Annotated in this window: 25 protein-coding genes, 2 tRNA genes and 1 pseudogene; 18 read left to right on the top strand and 10 right to left on the bottom strand. The window is 42.3% G+C overall.

Annotated features, from left to right (window positions below; genetic code table 11):
• A pseudogene (locus Q8J82_RS09560) lies at positions 1 to 187 on the top strand (IS256 family transposase); the annotation flags it as partial.
• Positions 188 to 205: 18 nt separating this feature from the next.
• Positions 206 to 664: a hypothetical protein gene (locus tag Q8J82_RS09555; RefSeq protein ID WP_304908270.1), complete on the top strand. Its 459-nt coding sequence runs from the start codon at positions 206 to 208 to the stop codon at positions 662 to 664.
• On the opposite strand, the gene Q8J82_RS09550 is transcribed toward Q8J82_RS09555, so the two are convergent.
• From Q8J82_RS09550 to Q8J82_RS09535, 4 genes are all read right to left on the bottom strand, one after another.
• Complete coding sequence (locus tag Q8J82_RS09550) at positions 616 to 1152, bottom strand: hypothetical protein (RefSeq protein ID WP_304908269.1); 537 nt, start codon at positions 1150 to 1152, stop codon at positions 616 to 618. The genes Q8J82_RS09555 and Q8J82_RS09550 overlap by 49 nt on opposite strands.
• Positions 1153 to 1340: 188 nt before the next feature.
• Positions 1341 to 1416, bottom strand: a tRNA-Asn gene (locus Q8J82_RS09545).
• 84 nt (positions 1417 to 1500) lie between these two features.
• Positions 1501 to 2721: a pyridoxal phosphate-dependent aminotransferase gene (locus Q8J82_RS09540; protein WP_305328187.1), complete on the bottom strand. Its 1221-nt coding sequence runs from the start codon at positions 2719 to 2721 to the stop codon at positions 1501 to 1503.
• A 192-nt stretch (positions 2722 to 2913) separates the two neighbouring features.
• Complete coding sequence (locus Q8J82_RS09535) at positions 2914 to 3924, bottom strand: trypsin-like peptidase domain-containing protein (RefSeq protein WP_305328186.1); 1011 nt, start codon at positions 3922 to 3924, stop codon at positions 2914 to 2916.
• Positions 3925 to 4165: 241 nt separating this feature from the next.
• On the opposite strand from Q8J82_RS09535, the gene uvrB reads away from it, so the two are divergent.
• Positions 4166 to 6199, top strand: a complete 2034-nt coding sequence (gene uvrB, locus Q8J82_RS09530; RefSeq protein WP_305327435.1) for an excinuclease ABC subunit UvrB — start codon at positions 4166 to 4168, stop codon at positions 6197 to 6199.
• A 248-nt stretch (positions 6200 to 6447) separates the two neighbouring features.
• Positions 6448 to 7470, top strand: a complete 1023-nt coding sequence (locus Q8J82_RS09525) for a YafY family protein (protein WP_305252671.1) — start codon at positions 6448 to 6450, stop codon at positions 7468 to 7470.
• Between the two features lie 15 nt (positions 7471 to 7485).
• Here Q8J82_RS09525 and Q8J82_RS09520 read toward each other — a convergent pair whose 3' ends face one another.
• From Q8J82_RS09520 to Q8J82_RS09510, 3 genes are all read right to left on the bottom strand, one after another.
• Entirely contained in the window at positions 7486 to 8241 is a 756-nt protein-coding gene (locus tag Q8J82_RS09520; protein WP_304891427.1) for a hypothetical protein, read from the bottom strand.
• Positions 8242 to 8339: 98 nt separating this feature from the next.
• Complete coding sequence (locus Q8J82_RS09515) at positions 8340 to 9266, bottom strand: DnaB-like helicase C-terminal domain-containing protein (protein ID WP_304891426.1); 927 nt, start codon at positions 9264 to 9266, stop codon at positions 8340 to 8342.
• Positions 9267 to 9320: 54 nt separating this feature from the next.
• The gene (locus tag Q8J82_RS09510) at positions 9321 to 9773 is read right to left on the bottom strand and encodes a hypothetical protein (protein WP_305328185.1); all 453 of its coding nucleotides are present in this window, start codon (positions 9771 to 9773) and stop codon (positions 9321 to 9323) included.
• Positions 9774 to 9914: 141 nt separating this feature from the next.
• Here Q8J82_RS09510 and Q8J82_RS09505 point away from each other — a divergent pair, with 141 nt between their 5' ends.
• The 11 genes from Q8J82_RS09505 (at position 9915) to radA (ending at position 20394) form a co-directional block, all read left to right on the top strand.
• Complete coding sequence (locus Q8J82_RS09505) at positions 9915 to 10643, top strand: hypothetical protein (RefSeq protein ID WP_304909606.1); 729 nt, start codon at positions 9915 to 9917, stop codon at positions 10641 to 10643.
• A gap of 103 nt (positions 10644 to 10746) precedes the next feature.
• A complete protein-coding gene (locus Q8J82_RS09500; protein ID WP_305328184.1) occupies positions 10747 to 12627 on the top strand; it encodes a DUF262 domain-containing HNH endonuclease family protein in 1881 nt (626 codons plus the stop codon).
• Positions 12628 to 12679: 52 nt separating this feature from the next.
• A complete protein-coding gene (locus Q8J82_RS09495; protein WP_305328183.1) occupies positions 12680 to 14158 on the top strand; it encodes a DUF2779 domain-containing protein in 1479 nt (492 codons plus the stop codon).
• Positions 14159 to 15070: a 5'-nucleotidase gene (locus tag Q8J82_RS09490; protein WP_304909602.1), complete on the top strand. Its 912-nt coding sequence runs from the start codon at positions 14159 to 14161 to the stop codon at positions 15068 to 15070. It begins immediately after the preceding gene.
• Positions 15063 to 15581, top strand: a complete 519-nt coding sequence (locus tag Q8J82_RS09485; RefSeq protein ID WP_304909601.1) for a hypothetical protein — start codon at positions 15063 to 15065, stop codon at positions 15579 to 15581. The genes Q8J82_RS09490 and Q8J82_RS09485 overlap by 8 nt, the downstream gene beginning before the upstream one ends.
• Before the next feature lie 499 nt (positions 15582 to 16080).
• A complete protein-coding gene (rpsF, locus tag Q8J82_RS09480; RefSeq protein WP_304891680.1) occupies positions 16081 to 16485 on the top strand; it encodes a 30S ribosomal protein S6 in 405 nt (134 codons plus the stop codon).
• Positions 16486 to 16498: 13 nt separating this feature from the next.
• The gene (priB, locus tag Q8J82_RS09475; protein ID WP_304909014.1) at positions 16499 to 16804 is read left to right on the top strand and encodes a primosomal replication protein N; all 306 of its coding nucleotides are present in this window, start codon (positions 16499 to 16501) and stop codon (positions 16802 to 16804) included.
• Positions 16805 to 16836: 32 nt separating this feature from the next.
• Complete coding sequence (rpsR, locus tag Q8J82_RS09470) at positions 16837 to 17067, top strand: 30S ribosomal protein S18 (protein WP_013148128.1); 231 nt, start codon at positions 16837 to 16839, stop codon at positions 17065 to 17067.
• 12 nt (positions 17068 to 17079) lie between these two features.
• On the top strand, positions 17080 to 17529 hold the full coding sequence (gene rplI, locus Q8J82_RS09465) for a 50S ribosomal protein L9 (RefSeq protein WP_304909015.1): 450 nt from the start codon (positions 17080 to 17082) through the stop codon (positions 17527 to 17529).
• A gap of 87 nt (positions 17530 to 17616) precedes the next feature.
• Complete coding sequence (dnaB, locus tag Q8J82_RS09460) at positions 17617 to 18999, top strand: replicative DNA helicase (RefSeq protein WP_304891677.1); 1383 nt, start codon at positions 17617 to 17619, stop codon at positions 18997 to 18999.
• A gap of 24 nt (positions 19000 to 19023) precedes the next feature.
• A complete protein-coding gene (gene radA, locus Q8J82_RS09455; protein ID WP_305327448.1) occupies positions 19024 to 20394 on the top strand; it encodes a DNA repair protein RadA in 1371 nt (456 codons plus the stop codon).
• Between the two features lie 40 nt (positions 20395 to 20434).
• On the opposite strand, the gene hpnE is transcribed toward radA, so the two are convergent.
• From hpnE to hpnC, 3 genes are read right to left on the bottom strand one after another with little or no spacing between them, the layout of a single operon-like run.
• The gene (gene hpnE / locus Q8J82_RS09450) at positions 20435 to 21784 is read right to left on the bottom strand and encodes a hydroxysqualene dehydroxylase HpnE (RefSeq protein WP_305327449.1); all 1350 of its coding nucleotides are present in this window, start codon (positions 21782 to 21784) and stop codon (positions 20435 to 20437) included.
• A 6-nt stretch (positions 21785 to 21790) separates the two neighbouring features.
• A complete protein-coding gene (gene hpnD, locus Q8J82_RS09445) occupies positions 21791 to 22630 on the bottom strand; it encodes a presqualene diphosphate synthase HpnD (RefSeq protein ID WP_305327450.1) in 840 nt (279 codons plus the stop codon).
• Positions 22631 to 22638: 8 nt separating this feature from the next.
• Positions 22639 to 23526 (bottom strand): squalene synthase HpnC, encoded by an 888-nt coding sequence (gene hpnC / locus Q8J82_RS09440; protein WP_304909018.1) that lies wholly within the window; start codon positions 23524 to 23526, stop codon positions 22639 to 22641.
• Positions 23527 to 23660: 134 nt separating this feature from the next.
• On the opposite strand from hpnC, the gene Q8J82_RS09435 reads away from it, so the two are divergent.
• From Q8J82_RS09435 to Q8J82_RS09425, 3 genes are all read left to right on the top strand, one after another.
• The gene (locus Q8J82_RS09435; protein WP_304909019.1) at positions 23661 to 24413 is read left to right on the top strand and encodes an S-methyl-5'-thioinosine phosphorylase; all 753 of its coding nucleotides are present in this window, start codon (positions 23661 to 23663) and stop codon (positions 24411 to 24413) included.
• Positions 24414 to 24444: 31 nt separating this feature from the next.
• On the top strand, positions 24445 to 24993 hold the full coding sequence (gene def / locus Q8J82_RS09430) for a peptide deformylase (RefSeq protein WP_304890593.1): 549 nt from the start codon (positions 24445 to 24447) through the stop codon (positions 24991 to 24993).
• A gap of 48 nt (positions 24994 to 25041) precedes the next feature.
• Positions 25042 to 25131 (top strand) — tRNA-Ser (locus Q8J82_RS09425).
• The last annotated feature ends 7 nt before the right edge of the window (positions 25132 to 25138 follow it).

The following is a 25138-nucleotide window of genomic DNA, read 5'->3' as shown; positions in this document are numbered from 1 at the left end:
ACTCAATGCCAGCTTACAAAAAGTGCTGAAACCTAAAAAATCCTTCATGGACGATGAGGCTATGATGAAAGTGATATACTTGAACGCACACCGCATCACCAGTAAATGGACAATGCCTGTGCGTGATTGGGGCCTAGCTCTAGGGCAGTTGGCTGTGATGTTCGGCAGCGACAGGGTGGCTCTTTAATGGCAGTTACACAGAATTATGAACGGTCTCCGCGCTTATGATATTCTTGATTCACAACCAGTAATTGATTTTGATACTCTAACGCGATTAGCGGCAAATGCCCTAAATATGCCCGCAGCGGTCATTGGACTGATGGATGCTGATAGGCTTTGGTTCAAATCAGAACTTGGTCTAGGAGTACCGCAACTTGATAGACAGATTGCATTTTGTGCATATTCAATTATAAATCCACAAGAACTGCTTATTGTTGAAGATCTTTTGTTGGACTATTGTTTTAAAGTTAATCCACTTGTTACACAGCTTGAAATAACTCAGGATAAGTATCGTTATTTGGCATCAGTAAGGGCTATTCTTATCAAAGTTCGTGATAATACCCATAATAACCTCACTGGGCAAAGGTGGGTTATTCTGTCAAGTTACGGTGTTGCTTACACACTTACCGCACGCATCCTGTCAATTTTCTCGATAACTGACTGATAGAGATCATGGTCGGAATCGGGATTATTGCGGTCTGGATGGTGGGCACTACGGATCTTTTTCAGTTTAGTCATATCGTCTGGCAGGTCATGTACCTTGGTCACCCGGTCACCGTTTTTGACCATCACACGCTGAAGCTCAGCCTCTGCGCCTTCGCGTGTGTCATATAACTTCTTGCTGCCAAGACGCCAACTATCCTGGTTTTTGCGTGGGGATAGCTTTTCCTTACCATCAAACCAGATCCATTTGCCAGTATCGGCATCCTGTTCAAAATGAATGGTGGTGATGGTGTAGGTGTGAACAGGCGGCTCGATTTCCATGGCTAATAGATTGATGATCTTGCCGACATTTCCCACCGTTACCAGATAATACGCGCCTGCCTCATGCGGGCAGAACGCGCTGCTGTGCGTTGGTTCAGGCTTGCTGTCGTTACTTGCTGAATTCATTTCAGCCATGCGGATGAGCGCTCTGCGTTGTGCATTAGTCACTGGTATTGCTCCTTATATTAGTTGAAACCCACTGAGATCACGTCTCGCTGAAGGTATCCCTCGCTGGGCATCTTAGACTGCCAAAACAGCTTCTAAGTGATCTTATCTTGCGCCCCGAGTCGCTCTTGAACTTCTCGTCGCTTGCTGAAATAGAAAAAGCCCCACATCGCTGCAGGGCTTTTAGCATCTGGCTCCTCGACCTGGGCTCGAACCAGGGACACACGGATTAACAGTCCGTTGCTCTACCGACTGAGCTATCGAGGAATCGGTGAAGGCGTGATATTAAAGAGTAAGCGCCTTTTGGTCAATAACTAAGTGCGCTTAAAGTTAATAATTTTTGAAATATTTTTAACTTAACGCTTTTTCTATGCGATTTAAGGCATTTTGTAGGTTTGTCATCGACGTGGCGAAGGAAATTCTAAAGTAACCTTCAGCACCAAAAGCTGAGCCTGGCACTACGGCAACATCAAACTCTTCTAATAAGTACTCTGCTAATGCCATATCTGTTGCTGCTTTGATTTTGCCTGCATTGTATAAATTTGCAATTGCGCCCCGTGCATCTGGGAATGCATAAAACGCGCCGCCAGCCATTAAGCAACTCAAACCTGGCATTTTGTTGAAGCGGTTGACCACATAAATGTGGCGCTCTTTAAATGCGGTTACCATCGGTGTAATGCAATCTTGTGATCCTTCCAGCGCGGCTTGCGCAGCTACTTGAGAAATAGAGGTTGCGTTACTGGTGGATTGCGATTGTAAAATCTCCATAGCTTTGATGATGTAAGCTGGGCCTGCAGCATAGCCGATGCGCCAGCCAGTCATTGAGTAAGCTTTTGATACGCCGTTAAGTACGATGCAGCGGTCTTTAAGTGCTGGTGTGGCATTAAGTATGTTGTAGAACTTGTCACCCGTTAAATTCACATGTTCATACATATCGTCTGTAGCAACCAGTACATGTGGATGTTTGAGTAGTACTTCGCCCAAGGCTTTTAATTCACTCAAGCTATACACCGCCCCCGTCGGGTTTGACGGCGAGTTAATCATAAATATTTTGGTTTTTGGCGTAATTGCTGCTTCTAATTGCGCTGGTAACAATTTAAAGCCTTGCTCAATGCCGCATTCAATAATCACAGGCGTTGCTTCTGCTACTAAGGCAATATCAGCATAAGATACCCAGTATGGCGCAGGAATAATAACTTCATCATCTTTATTCAGCACGGCTAAGCATAAATTGAATATGGTTTGTTTGCCGCCTACACCAACAATCACTTCATTAAGTGCGTAGTCAAAACCGTTTTCATTTTTAAATTTATTGACGATGGCTTTTTTAAGGCCTGGAATGCCTGCAACTGGCGTGTATTTAGTAAATCCGTTATCGATTGCTGTTTTCGCTGCGTCTTTAATGTGTTGCGGAGTATCAAAATCAGGTTCACCAGCAGCTAGGCCAATGATGTCACGGCCTTCGGCTTTGTATTTACCGGCTTTTGCAGTAATGGCAAGAGTAGGAGACTCTTTTATTGATTGAACGCGCTTAGATAAAACTGATGCCTGATGGGCTGATGATTGTGACAAAATATGCTTCCTTAAAACAATTTTTTGTGAATGATTGAATAGTAGCTATTTTACTCACAAATATGTTGTTTAGGAATGATTTATAGATTGCAAATACTACCCAAGTTTTCTTGCATTCGGTTACTTACTGGCTTGGGTGATGGCAATATTGGTGACCATTACTTAGAACGAAAACCCGTTCTAAGTAATGGTCTAGCATTGTAAGTCGCAACCCAATAACTGGCTGTATTCAAGTGCTAAGTCTTTATTTATATTAGCTATCGCTATATTCATATCACGCATGCCCGTTTTATCACCAGTCAATTGAGCTATGACGCCTAGCCTAAATAACGAGTCAGTATTTGTTGCATCTAGCGCGATAGATTGTTTATAGGCACGTTTTGCATCTTCGATTTTATTCAGATTTTCGTGAGCAGTGCCCAATTCATACCAGGCGTCTGAATTCTTTGGGTCTGCATCTATCCACTTTTGTGCAATTTCAGCTAGTTTAAGCCAATCCTGGTTGATTTCCGGGAGTGCAATTTGCATAAAGAATGGTTTATTGTTGTCATCTTCCTCCCAAAATGCTTTTCCAACGATGGGGAAGGCTGTTTCAACAGGCATTTTTTCTAAACTTGCCAGCCATTCAATAGGGAGCGAGTAAAAATAAGCAACTTTTCCGGGAGTTTTGAATGTATTGATACCTAATAACCTGCCTTCGGTATCGAATATACCGCTGCCACTTGCGCCCATGCGAAACGGGGCATTACTTCGAATGATGTGCCCACCTTCATATTGGTAGGTAGATTTAACAGCCCCTGCAGAAGTTAATGGCGCTGGAACCCCATTCGAATGACCTATTGACAATATTTCTTGGCCGCGCTTTAAGTTGGTAGCATTACCAATGACAGCCGCTTTAAACGGAAGGTCTAGCATCGTTAATAGACACAAATCATGCCACCTATCCGCTTGAACAGACGCAATATTATAGGTATCTTCACCACGCGCTACCCATGGTTGCTTGGTGTTGCGAAATATATGACAGTTGGTCATTACCTTGTTCTCGCTCACTACTACGCCAGAGCCATATGATAAGCCGCCTGTGTCGTTATAGCCTCGAATCATTACAACGGTTTGCAAAGCACTTAATATTTTTTGTTGATCTAAAGCTAAGGCATTTTGGGCAATACTGAGTAACGCAGCAAATAGAATGAATCTAGGCATATTGATTCCCGAGGAAAAAGTAGTTTAAGAAGTTTTGGTTAAATTGAGCGTCAATCAAATTTTTACTAGCCCATAAAACGCATGATTTATTATTTATGAGCTTCAGGTTAATGACTCTAATAAACTTGCAAAGTTCTTAACAATATAACCAAAGTAATCAGTGCTTAAGTTAAGCGATATTGTTCGCGATTATCATCAGGTTTACTGTTAAAATTGTGCGTTAAATTTAATGAAGAACAATGTGTTTGTTACATTTCCAAATAGTAAATATCAGTTATTTCAGCCGTTTCCTCCAGCTGGAGATCAGCCGCAGGCCATAGATAAATTAACGCAGGGTATTAACGATGGAATGAAGTTTCAAACTTTGCTGGGCGTGACTGGCTCTGGTAAAACTTACACGATGGCTAATGTGATTGCGCGAACTGGGCGCCCGGCGATAGTGATGGCACCGAATAAAACGCTTGCGGCACAGTTGTATAGTGAATTTCGCGAATTTTTCCCGAATAATTCAGTAGAGTATTTCGTCAGTTACTACGATTATTATCAACCTGAAGCGTATGTGCCTTCTCGTGATTTATTTATTGAAAAAGATTCCAGTATTAACGAACATATCGAGCAGATGCGGCTTTCAGCCACTAAGGCGTTATTAGAGCGTGAAGATAGTATTATTGTGGCCACCGTTTCGGCGATTTACGGCATTGGTGACCCAAGCGATTATCATGGCATGGTGCTACACGTGCAGCAGGGCGAGAAGATTGCACAGCGCGACATGATTGCGCGTTTGGTTGGCATGCAATATGACCGTAATGAATTTGATTTTTCACGCGGGACTTTTAGAGTGCGTGGCGATGTGATTGACGTGTTTCCCGCTGAAAATAATGAAACGGCGGTGCGCATTTCGATGTTTGACGATGAAGTTGAATCCATCACTTTATTTGACCCGCTGACAGGACAGGTTTTTAATAAAATCCCGCGTTACACTGTATATCCATCTAGCCATTATGTAACACCACGCGAGACAACAATTCGCGCCATGGAAAAAATCAAGCACGAACTTAAAGACCGTGTGGATTTTTATATTAAAACTGGTAAATTAGTGGAGGCGCAACGCATTGAGCAGCGTACTCGCTTTGACCTTGAAATGCTCAACGAAATCGGTTTTTGCAAAGGCATTGAAAACTACTCGCGGCATTTGTCTGGCCGCAATCCAGGTGATCCGCCTCCAACGCTGATTGACTACCTACCTGATAACGCACTGATGATTATTGATGAGAGTCATGTGACCGTGCCGCAGGTAGGCGCGATGTATAAAGGCGACCGTTCACGTAAAGAAAATCTGGTCGATTACGGTTGGCGCCTGCCTTCCGCACTTGATAATCGTCCGCTCAAGTTTGAAGAGTTTGAACATATCATGCGTCAATGTGTGTTTGTTTCTGCCACGCCTTCAGAATATGAAGCCAGCCATCAACAGCAAGTGGTAGAGATGATTGCGCGTCCAACAGGCTTGGTAGATCCAGTCATTGTAGTAAAACCAGCAGATACGCAAGTGGATGACTTGTTAGGCGAAATTAAATTACGTGTAGCTGTGGGTGAGCGCGTATTGGCTACCACACTGACTAAGCGCATGGCGGAAGACCTAACCGATTATTTAAGTGAACACGGCGTAAAAGTGCGTTATTTGCACAGTGATATTGATACGGTAGAACGTGTGGAAATTATTCGCGATTTGCGCCTTGGCGAGTTTGATGTGTTAGTAGGCATTAACTTGCTGCGTGAAGGTTTAGATATACCTGAAGTCTCGCTAGTGGCGGTGTTGGATGCAGATAAAGAAGGTTTTTTACGTTCAGAACGCAGCTTAATTCAAACATCAGGCCGCGCAGCACGTAACTTAAACGGACAAGTCATCTTTTATGCCAATCGCATTACACGCAGTATGAAAGCTGCGATGGATGAAACCGAACGTAGACGAGGCGTGCAGCTCGCTTTCAATGCGGCCAATGGCATCGTGCCTAAAGGCATAAGTAAACGTATTAAAGATATTATTGATGGCGTTTATGATAAAGATGAGGCGCTGCGCGAGCGTAAAGTTCTGCAAGAGCAGGCTAACTATGAATCTTTGAGTGAAAAGCAGATAGCCAAAGAAATGAAGCGCCTAGAAAAAGCCATGCACGATAGCGCGAAAAACTTGGAGTTCGAAAAAGCTGCAGACTATAGAGACCAGCTTAAAACCCTTAGAACAAAGTTTTTTGGGGCAGAAATGCCTGACCTTGTTTAATTTAGAACTTTGTAGAAAAAAATCAATAAACAAATAATCAATAAACAAGTAATCAATAAACAAATAATCAATAAACAAATGTAGTGTTGTTTTATACAAAATCCAGACACCCTCAAAAAATACCTAACTTCGTCATTTCAGTCAAAGCGCGTAAAGTTTTTTAACCGCAAAGCGATAATTCCGGGGGCTTGCCCCGAGATTTTCGCTTTGCGAATAAACTAGAAACATATCATCCAATCAATGAGGACATGATGCAAAATCATAATGACACACAACTACGCCAATGGGCGATGCTTAAATGTATTCCTCAATATCCGCGTCAGATAACCGCACGTGAGATTACTGAGCGCTTAGCGTCCGAAGGATTTGAAGTCGGTAAACGCACTATTGAGCGTGACTTACTGTCACTTTCTGGAATCTTCCCGCTTATTTCTAATGATCGCTCACGGCCTTATGGATGGAGCTGGAGTAAGGATGCTGAGGCATTTGCATTGCCTACCATGTCGCCATTGCAAGCACTGACGCTAGAACTTGCGCATGATCATTTGGCAGCTTTGTTACCTGCTAGTTTGTTAGATTCGCTTGCTCCATACTTTAAATGTGCTGAAGGTGTCTTAAATAGTGGCGATGGTGTAAAGAGGTTGGCAAGTTGGCGGAAGAAAGTAGCAATTGTATCCGCTGGCCAGCCTTTAATTCCTCCCAATTATCCTGAAGAAATTATTGAAGCCGTCCATTCTGCTTTATTAACTGGCCAACAACTTGAAATAAGTTATACCCCACGCGAGCATAGTGAAACTAAAACCTATCCAGCTCATCCACTAGGCATTGTGCAACGTGGCGCGGTGACCTATTTGGTTGCTACGCTATACAACTACACCGACATTCTATTGTTTGCCGTGCACCGCATTCAGGCGGCTAAAGTATTGGATCAACCTTCCACTACACCAGAAGGTTTTGATCTTAAGCATTACATTAGCCAAGGCGCTTTAGGCTTTGAAGAAAACGGTCTAATAAAACTGGTAGTTCGCATTACAGTACCTGCTGCCGAGCATTTATGGGAAACGCCACTATCCTTAGATCAACAGATAACACCGGATCAATCTGGTTGGGTGCGCCTGCAAGCCACCGTGCCAGACACAGCACAATTACGCTGGTGGTTAAAAGGCTTTGGGCAGGAAGTAGAAGTGCTAGAGCCGACTTTGCTGAGAGATGAGTTTTTTAATATGGCGCAATCACTACATGTAATTTACCACACTGAAGCACCAAGTTAGAAAACCTAATTTAGATTAAAGTGTAGTCAGTAACTCACGAATTCTATCCCCGAATTTTTGAATTGAAACATTCTTGTTTAACCCATTTCTATTTCCTAGAAATGGCAGGACGACCATAATAGTACCGTTTTTATTAACAGCCCAACTCAATTCACGGTCATCAATTATTTCAGACTCAAATGTTAACTCCTCTCCAAAAAATGCGAGTGAAAATTCTGGTAGATAACTTTTTCCGACACATATAATCAACTTAGGTGAATACGTATCCATCCAGGTTTTCATAATTGGAAATCTATTTGCTTTGATCCAATCGTGATAATCCTTTTTAGTATCAAGACCCGTTGCCTTTGCAAAGCCATTTTTCCATAAATCATGCGATGTATTTACAAAAGCCAAAGGGTACAAATTCATTTTGAAATAACCTTTTTCTCCTTTGGTGAATGGTTTGACTTTTTCTGCAAAGACTTTGTATGAAGTAATGCTGTCGCCACTTACAGCTGCAAGCAATTTCATGGCTTGCCAATTGAACCTATACGCAAGGTTATACAGCCACCCTGGCGGACTGTCATCACTTGTATAACCTTCCGAGGGAAATTCAACGTCATTAGAAAGGACCTTGTTGATTAGTTCATGCTCATCATCAGGATGTCCGCCTCCCCACTCAATGCCGCAATACCAAATGCTTTTACTATGAGGTGAGCCAATATCACCACCATCACAACCAGAAAAACCTGTTGCCCATTTTGAAAATCTATCATTCACTAATGCCATTTAAAACCTCTATGATTGTTTCTGTTGTGTAGCTATGTAGCCTAAAAGCCTACAAATATTCATATTACCTATTCACCTGCGCCGATTCACAAGGATTATCACACACCATGATTTACTTCTTCAAAACTTCCATATCGCCCATCGAACTTCAGTTTAAATGAGCCAATAAATCCATTACGATTCCTTGAAACAATAATATTAGCCAAACCTTTTTCTTCGGTATCAGGGTCGCAAACTTCGTCTCGATAGACCATTAAAACTAAATCTGCCGCGTTAGCAATTGCGGCCATCCCTGGTAAATCAGTTAACTGGGGCGATTTGTTAAAACGCTCTTCTATCTCGCGCTCGATTGGTGATAGCACAATGATGGGAACGTCCAGTTCATGAGCTAAAGCCTTAAGGCGGCGTGATGTGTGTGCAAGTTTAATTGCATAGTCATCATTCATTTTTTCACCCGATAATTTCAACTCTGGCAGGCAATCCACGACAATCAGCCCTAACTTTCCGGTTCTTTGATTCAGCTTACGCAGTTGCTCTCCTAGCTCATGTACCGTAGCTGGAATCAACGCTGAAAAATAGATCGGGGCATCATTCAGAAAAGCAAAAGAACTTTTAAGCAGATCAGACTCATCGTTGCTAATTTGGCAATGATGCAGCAAGGCGTAATCCATTTTAGCCATTGAAGCAATCATCCGCATTGCCTGATACTCGCCACTTTTCTCCGCATCCATCATGGCCACAGGTAAATCATGGACTAAGGCAATGTGCATGGCTATATCACGCACAAAGAATCGTTCGCCCATCGATGGTCTGCCAGCCACAACGATTAAATCGCCACGTTGCAAACCAGATGTGTAGCGATCCAAACTTGGAAAGCAGGTAGGAATTCCAGTAATAGCTTCAGGGGTTTCTATTTTATTTATGATGCGATCAAATGCATTAGATACTAGCTTTGACATATCTATGAAACCATCATCAATCAGCTCAGCTTCCAATTTCAAGGTATTTTGTTCATGCTCATTCATACGTTTGCCTTTCGATTCTCATCAGTTATTTGTTACATGTAAGCATAGTTGCGATTAAAGCGCTTCAATACGCCAAGCAACTATATTGCGCCCCAATGCCGTAGCCCAGTCACGCCAACGTTGCAGCATCCCCTCATTAATACGTACTAGCGCAACGGTGACATCCAACCTTGTTGCTGGCATACCGATAGGCATAAATGCTGTCTGCATAACGCCATCAACCACAAAGCTGCATGTAGGTGATGCATGCATAATCACATCATCTTTACACAGCAATGACATGGCAGCTTCAAGCACTCGTCCAACATCACTGGTGGTGATAATTCCAGATGGAATGGCTACCATACCTGTTGATCTAATCACATCATTCGGCGACACCTGCAAGACCAAGCTGAAGTCTTCCGTTGTGGTAGATAGCGCTGCCATAAAGTCAGTATCAGGCGTTGCGCTATTAGCCAATAGGGGAATCTTTAATTCTTGTATGTCCTGTTTTATTGTATTTGGCATAAAAATCTCGGTGATCATGTAGCGTTAATTAAATCTAGAAATGGCATTTAACACGCCAACTGCGTCACATCATGTCGCATGCGGTCAATATAATTGCTTCAGAACTATTTGAGAGAATCACAGTAATGGGGGTACAGATAAATGGTATTGAGTTCAGCTGAAACACAGCAAGATAATCATCAGTTAATAGAGATCAGAAAGGTTAAGGGTGATTTTGCAACATTAAATAATTACCATGAATTTCGAGCTGAAATGTTAAGCATGGCGATTCAACCTTGGTTTAAGACTGCCTTTCAAGACAAAGATAGCGCTGAGAATATTCCAGAAAGCGTCTGGGCAATGATAGCCTGCGAAAAGACAGCTGGCTCAGTATCTAATTTAGTTTTGCTTGCTTATGAAGAGCTGGATTATTCAATAGCTTCCGAGACTGCGCATCCGCCTGAAAGCGCCACAGACTTTGATGAATGGGTAGCGCAGTTTAATCCGACATCTTGGGGAGATTGGCTCATGGTGCCGAAACTGTACCTGATGCATCTCAGGACAGGAAAAAATCTGCTGGCCTTAACTACGACAACCGACCCTTGGATTGATGCTGTGCTGCGCGAATCACGAGGAATGTTGATGTGGTCTTATCAGTTCATTGAGATCACTCGCATGATTGCTGATGTTAGCATCACTGAAGCGAACCAAATGCGCTCAAATTGGGTAATGATGAAACCTGATATAAAGAACACACTAGGAAATATTCATTATCCACCAACCAAGCAAACATTACTTCAAATTTTAGAGGAGCGCATGGTAGGCATGGAATGTCTAGGTAGCCCAGATTATTATTTTGCTGGGTGGCTATCTAAGCACTTTGGTCACTGAACGAACAAACTTAGTTAAATATCAAAAACATTATAGATAAAGTTTAAAATGCACCATCAGGCTTACTAACATTTAACTCATAGCGAACCAACTTGGAATAATAATGGATAAAAAAACACTAAAAACCCTTTTTGCAGAGTCTCTCTTTCAAATTCCTGATTACCAACGCGGGTATGCTTGGGAGAAGGATCAATTAATTGATTTTATTCAAGATATTGACGCATTGGTGGAGGATAAGAAGGTAACTAGTCACTATACTGGCACAGTAGTTGTATATCGTGGAAGCAACGCTAAGACTCTAGATTACGAAAGAATAGAGGTGAAGGTCGTGGATGTGGTTGACGGTCAACAGCGATTGACAACTTCGTGTCTTTATCTCTCCGTAATTATTCGCGCGCTTATAAAAAAAGGCGAATTGGAATACCAACGTGACATCTCTGACTTTCTGTATTCAGGTCCAATTTGCAAACTAACACTAAATAATGATACTGGTGGCATTTTCTACGACCTTCTTAAGAATGGACGACCAAATACCGTAGCAAAGTCTTCGCATGAAAAACGTCTCATTGATGCATACAATCGCTTTCAGGCACACATTGACAATCAGCTTGCAAGACCTGGTGTTGATGGTATTGCATATCTTAAGGAACTTTATAAAGCAATCACCACCAAGCTCCATTTTACCTATTATACGATTGAAGAGGAGTGCGAGATTGGCATGACGTTTGAACTGATGAATTCCCGTGGCAAAGATCTTTCTATACTTGAGTTGCTGAAGAACTACCTTATGCACTGGATTTCTAGGAATGCTGATATTAATGATCGCAGTTCCCTGACAGCTATAATAAATAAAAATTGGAAGGACACCTACACAAATATTGGATCATGCACTGGTGACGAGGATCAGTGCCTAAGAATCGCATGGACATTGTATTGTACACACTCACCTGCAAACTGGGTCGGCTACAAAGGGTTTAAGGGTGATGACTATATTCCGCTGAGGTCATTTACAAAGCGCTCCCAAGAGGTAACTAGGAAATTCATTGAACAGTTCGCTAATGAGTTAGCAGTCATATCTAGTCACTATGCCATTATCATTAGTCCAACTAAAATCAATGTTCTTTCTCAGGATGAATTCTTGTGGCTAAGTAAAATTCATCATACTGGCAACATTGCTAATTTTTTACCGTTAATGGTTGCAGTTCGTAATCATAGAAGCTGTGGAAGTATATCTGAACAGGATTATATTAAGCTCCTACAGGCTTTAGAATGCTATGCGTACAGGGTCTTTTTATTCCAAGGAAAACGCAGTAATGCCGGGAAATCTAGCTTTCACAGATGGGCATTCGAGATTTTAAATAAACCACAATTAATCGACGTTGTTATTGCCTCAATATATGAATTGACTCGTTACTACGCCAGCGAAGAATCTTTTAAAGAAACAAATACAAAACCAAGCAACTGGTATGGTAGTAGGAATCGCCTAAAATATACTTTGTTTGAATATGAACTTCATCTTCTAGCTACCGAAGGTAAAGGGAAAGAGCCAAACTTGATATGGGAACAACTCGGTGACTCGACGATTGAACATATTCTTCCTCAAACACCAAAAGTTAATTCTAATTGGACATCTAAGTGGAGTCCAGATGAAATCAATACTTACTTGCATGACATTGCAAACCTAGTCTTGACACAAAATAACTCAAATTATCTGAACTTTGAGTTTTCTCGCAAAAAAGGAATACCAGGGCAGGGTCCTAGCTACAGCAATTCTGACATTAGACAAGAGCGTAAAATTTCAATGTATCCAGACTGGACGCCAAAAGAATTCATTGAAAGACGTTGTGAATTAGAAGCATGGATTAATAAGCGCTGGAAAACAGAAGTTGGCTTAGTGATCTGTCAACTTCCAGATATCGTTGAAGAGGCTGATGATGATGCAATTGATCAGCTGAGTCTAGAAACCGAGTCTCTACAAGCATAGATTCTAAATATTAATTTTGATAAATCATATATAAATATCATTAAATTAAACTATGAATACTACAAAAATAAAACGCCACGGGCTTTCCAAATCACGCATCTTACTGCATCGCCAATGCCCAAAACGCTTATGGCTAAAAGTATATCATCCAGAGTTAGAAGAAATCGACGATGGCAACCAGGCCCGCTTTGCTACGGGCACTTATGTAGGTGAACTGGCGCAACAACATTATCCTGATGGCGTGCTCATTGATGGAGATAACCTTGCCCAAGCAGTGATTGATACTAAAGCGATTCTTGCTGGTGAGAAACGTCCGATTTTTGAAGCAACGCTACAAGCTGACGGATTACTGATTCGCGCGGATTTGATGTTGCCTGATCAAAATGGATATCGCATGGTTGAAGTAAAGTCATCTACCAGCGTTAAAGATTACTATCTAACCGATGCAGCAATTCAAAGCTGGGTGGCTCAGCAAGCAGATTTGTCGCTGACTAGCGTGGAAATTGCACATATCAACAATTCATTTGTTTATCCCGGCGGTGGCGATTATCAAGGCCTGTTCCACTATGCGGATATTAGTGAACAAATTTCAGACATGAAAGATGCCGTTCCTGATTGGATCAATGCTGCGCGTGAAACCTTATCTGGTGATGAACCTTGCATTAACGCAGGAAGCCAATGCGCTGAGCCGTTTACATGCCCGTTTATGAGTTACTGCTCCCCTCGAATAGATGTAGCAGACGGGTACCCTCCTGAAGTTTTACCTCGTGGAGGAAAATTACCTGCTATTTTACGCGCAGAAGGGTATATTGATTTGCGCGATGTTCCTGAAGAACGCCTTGATAATTTCAATCATCAGCGCGTTTGGCGTGTAACCAAAAGTGGGCAAACTGAGCTGAACCCTAAAGCTGGAGAAATTCTAGCCGAGCTCCCTTACCCACGCTATTACATTGACTTCGAAACCATCAACCCTGCCGTGCCAGTTTGGGCTGGTACCCGACCTTACATGCAGGTGCCATTTCAGTGGTCATGCCATATTGAAACAGCAAAAGGTGTGATGACGCATTGCGCATTTTTAGCTGATGGTCAAAGCGATCCTCGCAGACCATTTGCGATGAGTTTGATTGATGCTGTTGGTATGAGCGGTCCAGTTTTTGTGTATAACGCACCCTTTGAGCGCAGCAGAATGCAAGAGCTCGCTGAGTATTATCCTGATCTAGCACCTGCACTAGAAGCCGCGATTGATCGCATCGTTGACTTGTTACCCATTGCGCGAGAACACTACTACCACCCTGATATGCGCGGCTCATGGTCAATCAAAGCGGTACTACCCACCATTGCACCAGACCTAGCTTATGATAATTTGGAAGTTGCGAATGGAGGTATGGCGCAGGAAGCTTTTTCTGAAATCATGCACCCAAAAACCTTGCCAGAACGTAGCCAGCAATTAAGTGATGCTCTACTGTTATATTGCGAACGTGATACGCTGGCAATGGTGCGTATTGCACATTATTTTGAGAATGGATCTTAGTTGAGTAATTTGATCGCCGAAAAATTAATTATTGCCGTTTCATCTCGTGCCTTATTCGATCTGGATGAAAGTCATACCATATTTGAGAATGATGGCGTTAACGCGTATTGTAACCACCAGGTTAAGAATGAAGATGTGCCACTTAACCCTGGGGTTGCATTCGGTCTTGTTAAGAAACTTCTGGCACTCAATGAACGTGATCTTGCCAATCCCCGTGTGGAAGTGATTCTACTATCAAGAAACAGTGCAGATACTGGACTACGCGTCTTTAATTCAATTCAGCATCACCAATTAGAAATTGGACGTGCGGCATTCACAAGAGGCGCAAGTACTCATCCCTACATTTCAGCATTTGGTACACATTTATTTCTTTCGGCAGATCCTGATGACGTACGCAGGGCGCTGGAAGCTGGATTTGCGGCTGCTACTATTTTATCTTCTGCTTCAATACAATCACCAGACGCGAAAGACTCAGCTCAACTTCGTATTGCTTTCGATGGAGATGCAGTACTGTTTTCTGATGAATCAGAGCGAATATACAAGCAAAATGGACTGGAAGCTTTTAATGGCAATGAAGTCATGGTTGCAAAGCAACCAATGCTGGGTGGCCCATTCAAGAACTTCCTCGCAATGCTGCATCAGATTCAATTGGAATATCCTGCAGATAAGTCACCAATACGCACTGCGCTTATTACCGCACGTGCTGCGCCTGCACATGAGCGCGTCATCCGTACCTTACGTGCATGGAATATTCGTATTGATGAAGCGTTATTCCTTGGCGGAAAGGATAAAGGGGTATTCCTGAAGGCGTTCGGGGCAGATATATTCTTTGATGACCAACAAAAACATTGTGAATCCGCACGTCAGCATGTGGCGACAGGGCATGTGCCACATGGGGTAGCAAATGAGTAAAAGCCTGTTGATATATTCACATGATTTTCAGATCAACGTGAAAAAGCTATTCAAGGCTCATGATGTGCATATGATAGACATCAATGCAGAGGTTATGAATAACGCTACTCATAAGAACTACAAGTTAATGAGCGAGTTAGTAAAGTACTTATTTGAAGAATATGACCAATTAACCCTTATCACTAACTTTGTGCCTAAAAGTGACCATGGAAACTTGTTTGATCAGCGCTCTTTGGCATTCATTTTTAAAACAAATGATATAAAAGACACATATGAGCTCAATGATTTTCATGCGGCTGTAATGTCTCATCTGACAAGCCATCGTCTATTAGTTGAATCACAAGTGTTCCTAAGAAAAGAGCTTGTAAGTTCACAGCTTAGTAAAGCAACAAACAATGTCAAAGCACTTAATACATTAATGATTGATTATGATGCTTTAATTAACAAGTCAAAATGGGTGCTCGATAATTATAGAGAAGATCTTGTTTTAAGATTTGGTGTTAAACCTTAGTTTTTTTGGCATATATAGTCATAAAATCGCAGCTTATGCATTAACCCACAAAATGTATCAAGTTGGTTCTGACTAATTCAGATTTGTGCTGATTGGTCATTGTATATAGTTATTTAGGTAGAAAAACTGAGCAGACAGAACCATTGCTGATCCAACGCTCCTGAACCACGCATGCCTTATGTTTTGATACAAGCTTCCAAATCGGATATCAGCAATGAGTATTGGCTAATGATTCTAATGTTGAGGCGTAGACAGGGTGCTGATTGTAAAAAAGGTCTTTTAAAACGATTGATTTCGTTAATATAATTTGATTAGTTCACTGCTTTTCTCTATAATCGCGCGCTTGCTTGGTAAGATTACTAAGTAAATTTAAATTTAACCTTGTCACACTGCAACATAACTTTTAAGTATTTGATGTATTTTTACCAAATGCTTTGTGTATGTTTAATAAGAAACTGTTAAACGTTTTGCAGGTGGCTTTAATCCAAAAGGAGTATCAATGAGACATTATGAACTAGTGTTTATCGTCCATCCGGACCAAAGCGAACAAGTGCCAGCGATGATTGAGCGTTACCGTACGCTTATCACAGCTAGTGGTGGTGCAATTCACCGCCTGGAAGACTGGGGTCGCCGTCAACTTGCTTACCAAATTCAAAAAATCCATAAAGCACACTATGTTTTAATGAACATTGAGTGCAATCTTGAAGTATTAGCTGAGTTAGAGCATGGTTTCAAATTTAATGATGCTGTTTTACGTCATTTGTTGATCTCTAAAAAAGCTGCAGTCACTGCGCCATCACCAATGATGAAAGAAGAAAAATCTAGATCAGTGTTGAGTAAAGATGCAGCGCCTGCGCCAGTAGCAGCTTCAGTAGATGTGGCTACAGAGGTTGCAGCAGCTTAATTTATAAAACCAAGTGAATAAACTGGTGTTGCAAGCAGAAGTCGTGCAAATTGAGCCGCTTCGTTACACGCCAGCAGGCATACCGTTGTTAAGTGTTGTATTGCGTCATGTTTCAGAGCAAGTTGAAGCTGGCATGAAGCGTAAAGTGGAATGTGAAGTGAATGCAGTTATCTTGGGTGACCAGATATTAGGAACACCGGCATTGAAAGGTCTGAAAGTAGGCTCACACATTCAAGCGAGTGGTTTTTTAGCTAAACGCAGCCTTAAAAGCACGCAACTGGTCATGCACATTAACCATATAGAACATATAAGCGATTAGCTTATATAAATTAAAAAGTTTAGGAGTTTCAAATGGCAAGAGAAATGTACAAACGCCGCCGTTACTGCCGTTTTTCAGCAGAAGGCATCAAAGAAGTTGATTACAAAGATGTGGATTTATTGAAAGATTTCATTTCAGAAAACGCAAAAATCATCCCAGCACGTATGACGGGCACTAAAGCTCGTTATCAACGTCAATTAACGACTGCAGTTAAACTTGCACGTTTCTTGGCTTTGCTTCCATACACAGATAAACACCAATAATCGGAGGCTACCATGCAAATTATTTTATTAGAAAAAGTAGGTAACCTAGGTAATTTAGGTGACATCGTTAAAGTTAAAGATGGTTACGGCCGTAACTTTCTGATTCCACAAGGCAAGGCTAAACGTGCTACAGAAGCAAATAAAGCTGAAATTGCTGCGCGCCGTGTTGAATTAGAAAAACAACAAGCCGCAATTCTGGCTGCTGCTCAAGCACGTGGCGAAAAATTAGCTGCATTCACCATGACAGTAACGCAAAAAGCTGGTGTTGATGGTCGCTTGTTCGGTTCTGTGACTAACGGTGATATTGCTGATGAATTGGCTGCAAAAGGCTTTGAAGTGACTAAAGCTTTAGTGCGTTTGCCTAATGGCCCACTGAAAACAATCGGTGATCATATTGTTACAGTTGCATTGCACCATGATGTGGTTGTAGATATTACTGTGACAGTGGTTGGCGAAGCTTAAGTTATATATTGCTTAGTTAAATCAAGCAGTTGAAATAAATAAAAAAGGCTACTTCGGTAGCCTTTTTTAATGCGTTATAATCACGCTATGGCAGACGAACAATTAGATGCATTAAAAATCCCCCCACATTCCGTTGAGGCTGAACAATCAGTCATCGGTGGTTTGCTGCTTGAAAATGAAGCGCTTGATAAAGTGGCCGACATTCTCACCGCAAACGACTTTTATCGACATGATCACAAGGCCATATTTCAGCATATTGCTAAGCTGATTGAACATAACAGACCAGCCGATATCGTCACTGTAGCTGAATCACTTGAAAGCACTGCTGAACTCTCTGGCATTGGCGGTATTGCTTATTTAGGGGCATTGGCGCAAAGCACGCCAACTGCGGCGAATATCAGACGCTATGCTGAAATCGTTCATGAGCGTGCCGTAATGCGGCAACTGGTGGTGGTGGGTTCTGGCATCGCTGAGAGTGCATATGCACCGAATGGCCGCGATGCACAACAGCTATTAGATGAAGCCGAAGCTAAAATATTTCAGATTGCCGAAGGCGGTAAGCGAAGTTCTCAGGGCTTTGTAGATATTAAAGTATTGCTGCCACAAGTGGCAGACCGCATTGACCAACTATTTTCTCGCGACAATCCTTCTGATGTTACTGGGGTGCCTACAGGTTTTGCCGATCTTGATTCAATGACATCAGGCATGCAAGGTGGTGATTTAATTATCGTAGCGGGGCGGCCTTCAATGGGTAAAACCGCATTTTCACTCAACATGGCCGAAAATGTGGCGTTGGATACCGGGCTGCCTGTGGCCGTATTCTCAATGGAAATGGCGTCAACACAGCTTGCGATGCGGATGATTGGCTCCGTAGGGCGTTTGGATCAGCACCGCATGCGAACGGGTAAGCTGGAAGATGAAGATTGGGAAAAGCTGACAACTGCGCTTGGCAAGCTCAATGAAGCGCCGATTTTTATTGATGAAGGCGCCGGCTTAAGCAGTTTTGATGTGCGTGCAAGGGCGCGCAGATTGCATCGTCAAACAGGTAAATTGGGGTTAATCGTAGTTGATTACCTGCAGTTGATGGCCGCACCCGCAGGTCGTCAGGGCGAAAATCGAGCGACTGAAATTTCTGAAATCTCACGCTCACTTAAAGCGTTAGCTAAAGAGCTTGATTGCCCCGTGGTTGCGCTCTCACAGCTTAACCGCAGTGTGGAACAACGGCCAGACAAACGCCCTGTGATGAGTGACTTGCGCGAATCTGGCGCGATTGAGCAAGATGCCGATGTGATTTTGTTTATCTATCGTGATGAAGTCTACAATCCAGACAGTCCAGATAAGGGCACGGCAGAGATTATTATTGCTAAGCAGCGTAACGGTCCAATCGGGCGGGTAAGGCTAACATTTATGGGTCAGCACACTCGCTTTGAAAACTATGCTGGTAGTGGCCATATGGCTGATAGCTATTAGGGACTAAAATCTAAAAGTTAAAACATGGCAAAAGCTAAAACCATTTACAGTTGCACTGAATGCGGCGCTAGTGAACCCAAATGGCAAGGGCAATGCCCAAGTTGCATGGCTTGGAATACCCTGGTTGAGAGTATTGAAGAAACCACTACAACCAACCGTTACGCTAATAAATTTGAGGGTTTGGCACAAAGCAGTACACTGCAAAAAATCAGCAGCATTAAAGCGGCTGATATTGAGAGAATACCCACAGGAATAAGCGAGTTTGACCGCGTGTTGGGAGGCGGTTTAGTGGAAGGTGGTGTGGTGCTGATTGGCGGTGATCCTGGCATTGGTAAATCTACTTTGTTGTTGCAAGTTTTGTGTCATTTGGGAAAATCTGCCCAAGCTATTTATGTGAGTGGTGAAGAGTCACCCCAGCAAATCGCTATGCGTGCAAAACGCTTGGGGCTAGATGCCAGCGAGGTTGAGTTGTTGGCGGAAATTAACCTTGAGAAGATTCTCGCCACACTACAAACACATAAACCCAATATCGCGGTGATAGACTCTATACAGACAGTATATTCTGAAGCTTTGCAATCTGCGCCTGGTTCAGTTGCACAAGTTCGCGAATGTTCTGCGCAACTTACGCGCATGGCTAAGCAATTGGGTATTACGGTAATTTTAGTTGGTCATGTCACCAAAGAAGGTTCATTAGCCGGACCAAGGGTATTAGAGCATATCGTCGATACTGTGTTGTATTTTGAGGGTGATCAAAACTCTAGCTTTCGTTTGATTCGTGCCTTTAAAAACCGTTTTGGTGCAGTAAACGAGCTAGGCGTATTCGCGATGACAGAACATGGTTTGCGTGAAGTTTCTAACCCATCCGCCTTATTTTTATCGCACCATGAAGGTCAAGTGGCGGGTAGTTGCATTACCGTGACCATGGAAGGCACGCGCCCGCTGTTAATTGAAATTCAAGCCTTAGTGGATGAAAGCCACGCACCTAATGCTAAGAGATTGGCGACAGGCCTTGAACAGAATCGTTTAGCCATGTTATTGGCGGTGTTAAATCGCCATGCAGGCATACCATGTTTTGACCAAGATGTGTTTATCAATGCAGTTGGCGGCGTAAAAATAGCTGAGCCTGCAGTTGATTTAGCGGTCATATTATCAATCGTTTCTTCATTAAAAAACAAACCATTAGATAATAAACTTATAGTATTTGGTGAAGTTGGTTTGGCTGGTGAAGTGCGCCCTGTGCAGGGTGGTCAAATGCGCCTGAAAGAAGCTGCAAAATTAGGTTTTACTAAAGCTATTGTGCCAAAAGCTAATGTGCCTAAAACCAAAATTTCTGGAATTGAAGTAATCGCGGTTGAGAGGTTGGAGCAAGCTTTAAACCAGCTTAGGAATAGCTAATAAGCTATTAAAAGCTTTGTTCATGTTTTGTGTTGTAATCTTAATCTACATGATTCGAGATTAAATTCGCACACGTAATACCACTTCTAATTGCTCCTTCAATCGTTGCAGGGTAGTCCGCATAGGTATAATCGCCTGCTAAATATAGCCTTGGCTGCAAAGTTTTATTGGTTGGTCTTGCCAAGTTTGGTGCGCACGAAAACGTGGCACGTTTTTCTGCAATGACTTTATGCCATAGTGGTTTAGGGATGTCTGGAAAGGCCTGATTAATTTCTTTGGCAATCGTTAGCGCCAGTTCATCTTGACTTAATAATTGATGTTTGCCACTTCCGCTAATAATCACAGCCATCAGACCTTTTTGCTCACAGAGTTGGCCTCTGTCGAACACCCATTGTCCCAGCGTCCCAGTGAGGCCTGTCATTACGGTCGGCAGTTTGATTTCTGGAGGATATTGTAGATAAATGGTGTAGATAGGTTGGTAGCCATAACTTTGTGTTTGTTTTAACACATTGTGCAGCTTGGGTAGAGATTCTATGAGTTTGTCGAGTCTAGACGATGGTGTAGCAATGACTACATGGCTAAAGAAAGATTTGCTGTCTCGCGTAGTTAAACTAAAGCCATCACCTTCAATTTCAAGGCTGCGAATGCGCCTGCTGAGTTTTATGTCGCCACCATTTTTTTGTATGAAATGCGCCATCGGGTTAGCAATAATTTTTGATAAATCCAGACGTGGCAATAAAAAGTCGCTATTTTTTTTGCTGCCTATAAAAGAGCTGCTAGAGAAGCTGTCTTTAAGTACGTTCAGAAAAATACGCGTACTGGCAATTGCAATTGGCGTATTGAGGGCCGCTAGACACAGTGGTTCCCATAACATTTGTATGAGTTTAGAGGATTGTTTATGCTCGATTAGAAACTGTTCTAGTGCTTTATCTCCAGTAATTTGGAAGCGATTTTTTTTAATGTGAAGCATAAACTTGATGGCGGCAATGAGTTCAGAAATGCTCAAGCTTTTACAGGCGATTAGCCCAGCGAGCACATTAAGCGGGGCGGGTAAATATTGCACAGATTTTAGCGAGAATACCGTTTTTGCTGAGTTTGATTGCATTGTTATTTGCAATGGCACACGTAAAAATACTTTTTCCTCATCTACGCCAATTTTATGCAATAACGCTAAAGTTTCACGATACGCCCCCAATAAAATATGTTGGCCGTTATCCAGCAACTGCATTAAGCTATTATTTTCTACTAATACAGTCCGCGCACGTCCGCCCAGTTGCGAGCTGGATTCAAATACCGTCACTTTAAAGCCTTTTTCGACCAAGGCTACCGCCGTACTTAAACCCGCGCAACCACCGCCTATTACTGCCACATGTGTATTTGATATATTCACGGAGTATTAAAAGTTCTTAATCCATACATTGAAAGCTAGCCAAAACTTACGTAATGCGCCAAGTGATGTGCGTGAATTTAATACTTTATGGGCACCGTCGGCATTAATTTCGCGCAACAAGGTACGATAGATTGCTGCCATCATTAAGCCAACCCTCTGGCTTTTATGGTCTTCATCTGGGAGTTCACGAAGCGCACGGTCATAGTAGCTCTCTGCGCGCTCAATTTGATAATCTAATAACTTCTTAACGGCATCAGACTCACGACTCTGCAAAATGTCGTCTTCAGTAACTTTGAATTGCGCTAGTTCGTCTAAAGGCAGATAGATGCGGTTACGACGTGCGTCTTCACCTACATCGCGGATAATATTCGTGAGTTGAAAAGCGATACCTAAGTCATGTGCAAATTTAAGCGTTTTTCGATTGCTAAAGCCAAATATCTGCGCTGAAAGTAAACCCACTACACTGGCGACACGATAGCAATATAACTGCAATTGTTTAAAATCTTCATAACGGTTAAATTTTAAATCCATCTCCATGCCATCAATAATCTCTATAAAGTGCTCAGCATCAAGATGGTAAGTTTTAATCGGGTCTAAAAGCGCTTTGCTAACAGGGTGTTGTGGCTTGCTTTGATACAACCTCTCAATTTCAGAGCGCCACCAGTTAAGCTTGGTTTGTGCGATGTTAAAGTCAGTACACTCATCTGCAATGTCATCCACCTCACGGCAGAATGCGTAAAGGGCAGTAATCGCCTCACGCTTTTGCTTGGGTAAAAACATAAAGCTGTAATAGAAGCTTGAGCCGCTTTTTGCGGTTTTTTCTTCACAATATTGCTGTGGTGTCATTATCTTTCTTATACTTTCATCAGTGCTTTTACAAATATCACGAGCCAATCCCAATGATTCAGGGTAGGCCTGAATCTGAATATATCACCATTAACCTTACTCATCTTACTGATGATGCGCTCACCACCAGCAATAATCATGCGCATTTCAAAACCGATACGCCCAGTTAAAATGCGTCCGAGCGGCTTGCCAGCGTACAATAAAGCACTCACACGATGCAGGTTAAACAGCATAAACTGTTGCCAATTATCATCGGTTGCCTGCTTCTCATCAACAAATTCCTGAATTTGTGATTCAGTGATGCCAAAGGCCTCCATTTCATCCTGGCACAAATAAATACGTTGTTTACCGTCATTTTTTTTAAAATCAATCGCAATGTCCTGCAAGAAATTGATAATCTGTAAAGCGGAACAAATATTATCAGAAAGCTGAGTATTGCTAGTATTGGATTGACCATAGAGATGTAACAATAACCTGCCGATAGGATTGGCGGAACGCGAGCAATAATCCAGCACTTCATCATAATTGGCATAGCGAGTTTTGGTAACATCTTGGCTAAAGGCATTAAGTAAGTCATAAAATGGCTCATAAGGCAGTTTGTTAGCCTTAATCATAGAGCCTAAAGTGTTAAAGAAAGCTGTTTGGGGCTTGATGTATGCGTGCAGTAAATCTAATTCATCGCGAAAGTCGTTTAATAACTCTAATCGACGCTCAATAGTTAATTCACCTTCATCGGCAAAGTCATCCGCTTGTCTTGCAAAGCTATAAATCAAGGCTATGGGGGTGCGTAAATGTTGCGGCAAAAAGACAGAGGCTACAGGAAAGTTCTCATAATGGCTATTTGCCAGTTTCAAGCTACTACTTTGAATTGTTTCGAGATGGTGCGAGTTAGTCATGGCGAGAGTATGCCATAAATTGATATTTTTTTTGGCGAAGATATTCAGTAAGTAAAGCCAATAATTAATTAAATAATTTTAGTAAGCTTTGTTAAAATGTACTCATGTTTTTTACCAAAATTTGAAAGCAATTTATGTTGGCAATTATCGGTGGTACAGGTCTAACTCAATTAGATAACTTGGAAATTACAAGACGATTGATTGTACGCACACCTTATGGTGAGCCATCGCAGCCGCTTATATTTGGCAAAATGGCTGGGCGTGAAGTGATATTTTTAGCCCGTCATGGTAATGGGCATACCATTCCTCCGCATGCGGTGAACTACCGTGCGAATATATCGGCTTTACATTTACAGGGTGTTACTGAAATCGCAGCGGTTGCTACAGTGGGTGGTATTCATGCTGATTTAGCCCCAGGTGTCATTGCGATGCCGCATCAAATTATTGATTATACTCATGGTCGTAAAAACACCTATTTTGATGGTGTCGATCTACCTGTAAAACATATTGATTTTACCGAGCCATATTGTCCAGATTTACGTGCTAAATGGGATCAAGCAGCCAAAAGCATTGGAGAGCCGTTAATCAACCATGGTATCTATGCCGCAATGCAAGGGCCACGCTTAGAAACAGCCGCAGAAATCAATCGTCTTGAACGTGATGGAGCAACGATGGTGGGCATGACAGGCATGCCAGAAGCCGCACTTGCACGTGAATTAGGGATGAGTTATGCCGCAATTTGTCCAGTGGCAAATCATGCAGCAGGGCGCGGGGATAGTCTGCATGGAATTCAGTATGAAGAGCTTGTGGAAAATTTGAATTTAACCATGACGCGTGTACGCAATATTATTGCTGAATTGGTTAGACAAAATGGTTTTAAGCAGTAAATATTGTTAACTAACATTAAGGTTAATTGAAATGGGAATTAAATCCGTTTTACGCATGGGCGAGCCATGCTTGTTAGTGAAAGCTGTGCCAGTAGAGCAGTTTGACACGCCCGAATTACACGCCTTGATTCAAGATTTAGAAGATACGATGCTTTCCATGAATGGCGCAGGTATCGCAGCTCCACAAATAGGTGAGAGTTTGCGAGTCGTTATATTCGGTCAAAAATCAGATGATGAAAGTAAGAATCCTCGCTATCCAGATGCCGACGCAGTGCCTTATACCGTGCTTATCAATCCTGTGATTACGCTAGTTAATCAGGAAATGGAAGATGGCTGGGAAGGGTGTCTGTCAGTTCCCGGAATGCGTGGCATCGTGCCGCGCTATATGCGCTTACATTACGCTGGATTTGATCAGTACGGAAATCCTATTGATAGGCTGGTGAGCGGCTTTCATGCGCGTGTAGTGCAGCATGAATGTGACCATTTAGATGGTGTTTTGTACCCAATGCGTATCGTCAATTTAAAAGATTTTGGTTATACCGATATATTTTCCCCAAATCAGGATGTTCAAGATGACTAATTCTTTGCTATAATCCTGCTTTCGTTGAAATTGATGCGAAAAATGTAGGGAAGAGTGGCAGAGCGGTTTAATGCTACAGTCTTGAAAACTGTCGTGGGTGCGAGCCCACCGTGAGTTCGAATCTCACCTCTTCCGCCAATGACCT

It is taken from the genome of Methylotenera sp. (genome assembly GCF_030684185.1).
GTDB lineage: Bacteria > Pseudomonadota > Gammaproteobacteria > Burkholderiales > Methylophilaceae > Methylotenera.
This window is presented reverse-complemented; position numbering and strand designations above follow the sequence as displayed.

Coding starts and splice junctions, on each gene's coding strand:
- Q8J82_RS09555 (WP_304908270.1), top strand. CDS start 206: ATGAACGGTCTCCGCGCTTATGATATTCTTGATTCACAACCAGTAATT.
- Q8J82_RS09535 (WP_305328186.1), bottom strand. CDS start 3,924: ATGCCTAGATTCATTCTATTTGCTGCGTTACTCAGTATTGCCCAAAAT.
- Q8J82_RS09525 (WP_305252671.1), top strand. CDS start 6,448: ATGATGCAAAATCATAATGACACACAACTACGCCAATGGGCGATGCTT.
- Q8J82_RS09520 (WP_304891427.1), bottom strand. CDS start 8,241: ATGGCATTAGTGAATGATAGATTTTCAAAATGGGCAACAGGTTTTTCT.
- Q8J82_RS09515 (WP_304891426.1), bottom strand. CDS start 9,266: ATGAATGAGCATGAACAAAATACCTTGAAATTGGAAGCTGAGCTGATT.
- Q8J82_RS09510 (WP_305328185.1), bottom strand. CDS start 9,773: ATGCCAAATACAATAAAACAGGACATACAAGAATTAAAGATTCCCCTA.
- Q8J82_RS09505 (WP_304909606.1), top strand. CDS start 9,915: ATGGTATTGAGTTCAGCTGAAACACAGCAAGATAATCATCAGTTAATA.
- Q8J82_RS09500 (WP_305328184.1), top strand. CDS start 10,747: ATGGATAAAAAAACACTAAAAACCCTTTTTGCAGAGTCTCTCTTTCAA.
- Q8J82_RS09495 (WP_305328183.1), top strand. CDS start 12,680: ATGAATACTACAAAAATAAAACGCCACGGGCTTTCCAAATCACGCATC.
- Q8J82_RS09485 (WP_304909601.1), top strand. CDS start 15,063: ATGAGTAAAAGCCTGTTGATATATTCACATGATTTTCAGATCAACGTG.
- rpsF (WP_304891680.1), top strand. CDS start 16,081: ATGAGACATTATGAACTAGTGTTTATCGTCCATCCGGACCAAAGCGAA.
- rpsR (WP_013148128.1), top strand. CDS start 16,837: ATGGCAAGAGAAATGTACAAACGCCGCCGTTACTGCCGTTTTTCAGCA.
- rplI (WP_304909015.1), top strand. CDS start 17,080: ATGCAAATTATTTTATTAGAAAAAGTAGGTAACCTAGGTAATTTAGGT.
- dnaB (WP_304891677.1), top strand. CDS start 17,617: ATGGCAGACGAACAATTAGATGCATTAAAAATCCCCCCACATTCCGTT.
- radA (WP_305327448.1), top strand. CDS start 19,024: ATGGCAAAAGCTAAAACCATTTACAGTTGCACTGAATGCGGCGCTAGT.
- hpnD (WP_305327450.1), bottom strand. CDS start 22,630: ATGACACCACAGCAATATTGTGAAGAAAAAACCGCAAAAAGCGGCTCA.
- hpnC (WP_304909018.1), bottom strand. CDS start 23,526: ATGACTAACTCGCACCATCTCGAAACAATTCAAAGTAGTAGCTTGAAA.
- Q8J82_RS09435 (WP_304909019.1), top strand. CDS start 23,661: ATGTTGGCAATTATCGGTGGTACAGGTCTAACTCAATTAGATAACTTG.
- def (WP_304890593.1), top strand. CDS start 24,445: ATGGGAATTAAATCCGTTTTACGCATGGGCGAGCCATGCTTGTTAGTG.